Source organism: Candidatus Cloacimonadota bacterium (assembly GCA_011372345.1).
Taxonomy (GTDB): domain Bacteria; phylum Cloacimonadota; class Cloacimonadia; order Cloacimonadales; family TCS61; genus DRTC01.
In genome coordinates, this window is record DRTC01000409.1 from 1 (window position 1) to 5547 (window position 5547).

Sequence of the window (5547 nt, forward strand, 5' to 3'; positions counted from 1 at the left end):
AATTAGTTGAATTAGTTGAATTAGTTGAATTAGTTGAATTAGTTGAATTAGTTGAATTAGTTGAATTAGTTGAACTGGTTGAATTGGTATAATTGGAAAAAAGATAAAAAACGATTATGTTGAATATCGAGAATTTCGCTTTATTGATCGAATATGAAAAATTATTCACATTGGATAATTTTATCCTTTCGGACAAACAAAAAGCGCTTATTATCGGAAATAATGATACTGGAAAAAGCCTTTTCCTGAAAGCTATACATGGTGAACATACCGAATTTGAAGGAAATATTTTCATCAAAGAAAAACCTGCTATTTTCTATAGGAAAAGAAAAAAAACAATTCTCATCGAAAATTCAGTTAAATTCCTCCCCAAAGAATCTATCTGGAAAAATATCGTGCTTCCTCTTGATAAAAAAAAGTTCAATAAAGAAGAGAAGATCATAGAACTCTGTAATATTGCCGGATTAGGAGAGATATATAATTCCAATGCAGACAATTTATCTTATTCTTCGCAGAAATTAGTCGAATTGATCCGGGCAGTTATCCAGCAGCCTTATCTGATCCTCATAGATGATATCGATAATTATTTTGATGATATTAAAATGGTGAGAGTAAATGAAATCGTGAAATTTGCTCTTGATAACGGCACTTCCATCATATGTACTTCCAAAAAGAAATTAGATGATTTTGATATTTCCTGCCGAATTCAAAATGGGAAAATGGTTCAATTGTGAAAAAAAGCATCGTTATCCAATCCATCGTTATCCTGCTCATTTTGGTCACCTGGAATTTTATCCATCTTGGATATAAACTTCAGAAACAGGCTTATTTCGAGAAGATATCGGAAGTTCCCATTCTTGTGTTTTCTCAAAATTCTGAAATTCTCGACTCTTTAAAAACGCAATTGAGTTTTGCAGGTTATGTTTCAAAAATTGAAATTGAGACTAAAACGGAAATTGCTGAAAAACTGATCTCGAAATATGAATTGAACTCAATAAAATCTGTTCTGGAAAATCATTCTTTACCGGATGTAATGAAAGTTTTTTTGGAAGGAGAAAATTTCGATCGAGCCAGAAAAGAAGAACTGCTGTTAATGTTATCCGGTACAGATTTGAAAACGGAATGTAATCCTGAAGATTGGAATATCCTATTTGATAAGATAGATTTTCTCGATAAAAGTTATCAGGTCATAAATATCATGATCATCATTTTTACTTTTTTCATAACCGTTTTCATGCAAATTCATTTTGAATACAAGCAGGATAAATTCTGGTATGTGTATGAATCTTCCGGCGGGAAATATGGACAGAGAAGAAAACATTTTCTTATTAGTTCATTTTTTGCGATCTTCCTGCCGGCAATATTGGTCTATGGGAGTTACCTGCTTTTGATAAATTTTAGTTACTTAACAATCAAAATCGATATTACTTCCTTTGGTTTGGAAATCCTTGTCTTGCTTATCTCAACCCATATTTCACAATCGATTTTAAGAAAAAGACTGATATGAAAAAGCGTATTCCAAATTTACTGACAATTATCAGGATAATCCTCGTTCCCATCTTTATCTGGTTTGTTTTTTCAAATAATATCCGGAACAACATTATCTGGGCAACAATTATTTTTATCATCGCCTGTATCACAGATTATTTTGACGGCATGCTCGCTCGCAGAATGAAGGTCATCTCTAATTTCGGTAAAATTATGGATCCACTGGCGGATAAAATATTAGTTATTTCTGCTCTTTTTGCGATTTCACTCGAATTGCATTACACCAACATTATTGTTGTGATTATAATTATTGTCAGGGAAGTGGCAGTCACTATTCTTCGCAATTACTACATCAAAAAGAATATTTACATCGCTGCCAATATCTGGGGAAAACTGAAAACCATTATGCAGATGGTGGGAATTACAGCTGCTTTAATCTATTATTCGTTCATCTCAATTTTGGATAAAACAGAAAGTAAAATATTTATTTCCGGATTTCATATTTTTTTCTGGTTAGTGGCAGTTGTGACCATTCTTTCGGGTTTGAATTATTTCTTTATAAAAACGGAAAAAATAAAGAAAAACAGTTAAAACTGTTATAATTATTATATTTTTGCTATTCTTTCACCGGATTAAAATCTGGTGCTATTCTAATCTAACATTGTTTAGTTCAGTTCAGCACCACAATTGTTTACTCCGGCTTTCGACGGACATTGTGGTGAAAAAGATAGAAGAGAAAAAATAATAACCATTTCAATGGTTTATAAATCGATTCAGGAGCTACAATATGAAAAATGACAAACAATTTATGAAGAGAAATTCCATATTCTTATTCCTGCTATTCTTTTTAATAGCAGGATGTTCCAAAGAAAGTAAGACAAATCCCTCAACCAAAGGAACAGATATTCGCAAACCATTTTCCTGGGGACATCAGCAAACTATCTATGTCTTTGCTGATGATAATGTCTGGAAATACGCAGAACCTCATCTCCGAAAAAGTTTGGAAAGATTCCAATTCACAACTGAAAACGAGAAATTCTTCGAAGTTAAGAAGGCTCCCATCAATTCTATCGAGCAGTTCTATAAATTCAATAATCTCGTTTTTTTCTGTGATATGGAATCTGACGAGGAAGTTTCTTCTTATGTGAAAAGCATTATGGGTGATAAGATCGCTGAAGAGATCAAAGTCAATGCAGTGGCTATGTATCCGGTTGAAAATCTCTGGGCAAGAAACCAGTTCATTCTCTTTATTGTCGGAGATAACGAAAGAGACCTCTTAAGTTTCAATATTTTGCAGGCAAATGCGACCTTCGATCTATTTAAGGATAAACTCTTTGAGAGAATAGAACAACAGGTCTACAGACAGAAAACATATGCGGAAAACACTTTTCAGAAATTTCCCTGGTCCCTGCAACTGCCAAAGAATTACATTGTTTACAAACAAGACGATGCCAATCGTTTCATTTCCTTTATTGCTCGTTTGAAAAACAAACCGGACAGGTTCATTTCTGTCTATTACGAGAAAATGACACAAGACAATTTCAACAAAGAATGGCTCAAACAAAAAAGAGCAGAACTTGCCTGGAATTATTACGAGGAAGACGAATTTGCTGATAAAGATATCAAATTAGAAAAAAATATGCTTGGAAAATATGAATGCTGGAAACTTTCCGGCAGATGGCAGAATAAAAAATTTGTTGTGGGCGGAGCATTCCGGAGTTTTGCTTTTTATGATGAGAAATCTCAAACTGCTTTTCTCATTGATAATTCTGTTTATTTCCCGACAGGATATAAACTCCCTGCTTTGATCGAGTTGGAAGTTATCAGCAGGAGTATCGTAATTCGGAATTAATGTAACTCATCCGGCAGCTGCCGGATTGAGAAAAAAGAGCACAATCAGAATTGATTGTGATACAGTAACTCGATTTTCCGAAATCGAGAAATTTAACAAGATCGGAATCTTGTTTTACGGAAGTAACTCAAACAATCCTATTTGAGAAATACTAAAAAACAAACTTCCCTCGCTCCTAAACTCATGTGTGGGAGCGTTTTTTTTAGCATTTACATCCCATCTTTCTAAACAGGCATCAAATTTTCACAAGGATCTTTATCAATATTATATTTTGATGCTAGATAAAAAAATTCAATGTTCAGATGATCATTATCTTTATCACAGTTTGATTTCAGAAATTATTATAGACAGAATTTATTATCTTAAAAGATGTTGCTTCCAATAAAAAGATGGAACAGGAATGAAATTAGATAAACTTGAGCAGAAGACCTTTGTCCTGCTGTTGCAGGTTGCATTTTTTACCGGATTTGTAAACAGTGCTTCTCAAATTCAGGATATCATTGCCAAGAAAGCCTTACATGCTCTGGATTGGCAGATTACGCTTCTTGTCATGCTCTGGCCTATTTCCAATTTATTTTCCATCTATTGGGGGAAGGTCCTGGAACAATCAAAGTCGATTGCAAAATATCTGATGATTTCAGGATTTGTGGGAAGACTCATCTTGATCTTCATGCTCTGGGTCAATAATTATTATGAATATCTTTTTATCCTTACCATCTTTTTCTCGTTCAACGGATTGATCATTCCGGCAACGAATTCCATCTATCAGCATAATATCAGGAATGCTAATCGCGGAGTGATGTTCGGTTATGCAGCAAGCTTAACAACTTTGATCACTTTGCTCGGAAGTTACCTTGCCGGCAGAGTTCTCGATGCGGATGAAAACTGGTTTCGTGTTTTTTTTGCGATCGTAGGAGTTTTGGGATGTTATAGTTCTTTTCTTCTCGCTTTGATCAAAGTGGAAAAGAAGAATTTTGATCCCTCCACCAGAATAGATTTAAAGAAACTTTTTATCAGTCCCGTCTTGAGGGCTTTTGAGGTGATGAAGAAGAATCGTAACTTTTCAATTTTCCAGAGGAATTTCTTTATTTACGGAATCGGTTTTTTGATCATAGTTCCGGTTATTCCCAAATATCTCGTTGAAATCCTGAAAATGAGTTATACCTCTTCTTTTGTAGGAAAAGCAGTGATCACGCAAATTCCGATCTTAATTCTCGCTCCGATCGCCGGGAAAGTTTTTGATAAAAAAAATCCGGCGAATTTTTCGAGTATTGCCTTTGCTTCGTTGAGTCTTTATCCTTTATTCCTTTTCATCTCCAGTTTTTTTATCGGTTCGACCATTGCAGTCTTCTTAACCTATTTCGCTTTCTTAATGTATGGCATTGCTATGTCCGGTATTTTAATTTCCTGGAGCATCAGTTCTAATTATTTTGCCGGAAACGAAGATGCTGCTATGTATCAGAGCGTTCATGTAACCTTAACCGGTGTGCGCGGATTGATAGTTCCAGTCCTGGGATTTATTATTATGAAATATTTGGGAGTCAGGGCTGTCTTTATTGTTTCGATATGCTTTCTGCTGACAGCATCTTTTTTAAGTTTTAAGTTGTATTTATCAATGGATAAGAAGGAATTCAGATTTGATGAAAAAGCAAAGAGATTATTTCGTTATTTCAGAAAATTGTTCCCGTTTGGAGGATGATAATATGACACTTTCCGAAGCTTCCAAAAGAGGAATTCTTTCTTGTAAGATTCGGAAAGTTTTGAGTTGAATATCTTGTTCCCAAACTCCTGTTTGGGAACAAACATTAACCATTCACTTCAGTGAATGGTAGTTAAAAGTAACCTGATTCGAATTTATTCGGGATATTTTCCGACTGAAGTCGTTAATCGCATCTCTGTTTTTCCATCGAATAAATTCGATGGTTAATGTTTACCTGTTCTCGAATTATTTTGTTAGGAGCGAGTAATGTTTCATTCGAAGAAAAAAATGAGAAAGTCGATTATTTTAATATTATTTCTGATATTGATGTCTATCTTGAACTCTTCGATCATTGTTGATTATGGATCTGAACTTCCATCTGAAAGCATTCAAACAGAGATGATCGATGATGTTGAGTATTTCAAAGTCAACGAACTGAATAAGATCTTCCGAGCAAGGATCAAAGAAAATCTGCTCGATCAGAGATTGTATGTCAATATGTATGGAC

At 34.3% G+C, this 5547-nt stretch carries 6 protein-coding genes; all 6 read left to right on the top strand.

Translation table 11 applies throughout. The annotated features are described in order from the left end of the window. Window positions 1-116 precede the first annotated feature (116 nt). Window positions 117-734 (top strand): ATP-binding cassette domain-containing protein, encoded by a 618-nt coding sequence (locus ENL20_08000; GenBank protein HHE38501.1) that lies wholly within the window; start codon window positions 117-119, stop codon window positions 732-734. Further along, window positions 731-1507: a hypothetical protein gene (locus ENL20_08005; protein ID HHE38502.1), complete on the top strand. Its 777-nt coding sequence runs from the start codon at window positions 731-733 to the stop codon at window positions 1505-1507. The genes ENL20_08000 and ENL20_08005 overlap by 4 nt, the downstream gene beginning before the upstream one ends. After that, on the top strand, window positions 1504-2079 hold the full coding sequence (gene pgsA / locus ENL20_08010) for a CDP-diacylglycerol--glycerol-3-phosphate 3-phosphatidyltransferase (GenBank protein HHE38503.1): 576 nt from the start codon (window positions 1504-1506) through the stop codon (window positions 2077-2079). The genes ENL20_08005 and pgsA overlap by 4 nt, the downstream gene beginning before the upstream one ends. Before the next feature lie 196 nt (window positions 2080-2275). Next, window positions 2276-3340 carry a DUF4837 family protein gene (locus ENL20_08015; protein ID HHE38504.1) on the top strand — a complete coding sequence of 355 codons (1065 nt, stop codon included), beginning with the start codon at window positions 2276-2278 and terminating at the stop codon, window positions 3338-3340. Between the two features lie 400 nt (window positions 3341-3740). Then, window positions 3741-5039, top strand: a complete 1299-nt coding sequence (locus ENL20_08020; GenBank protein ID HHE38505.1) for an MFS transporter — start codon at window positions 3741-3743, stop codon at window positions 5037-5039. A gap of 288 nt (window positions 5040-5327) precedes the next feature. Continuing rightward, a partial coding sequence (locus tag ENL20_08025; protein ID HHE38506.1) for a hypothetical protein occupies window positions 5328-5547 on the top strand: 220 nt, incomplete at its 3' end.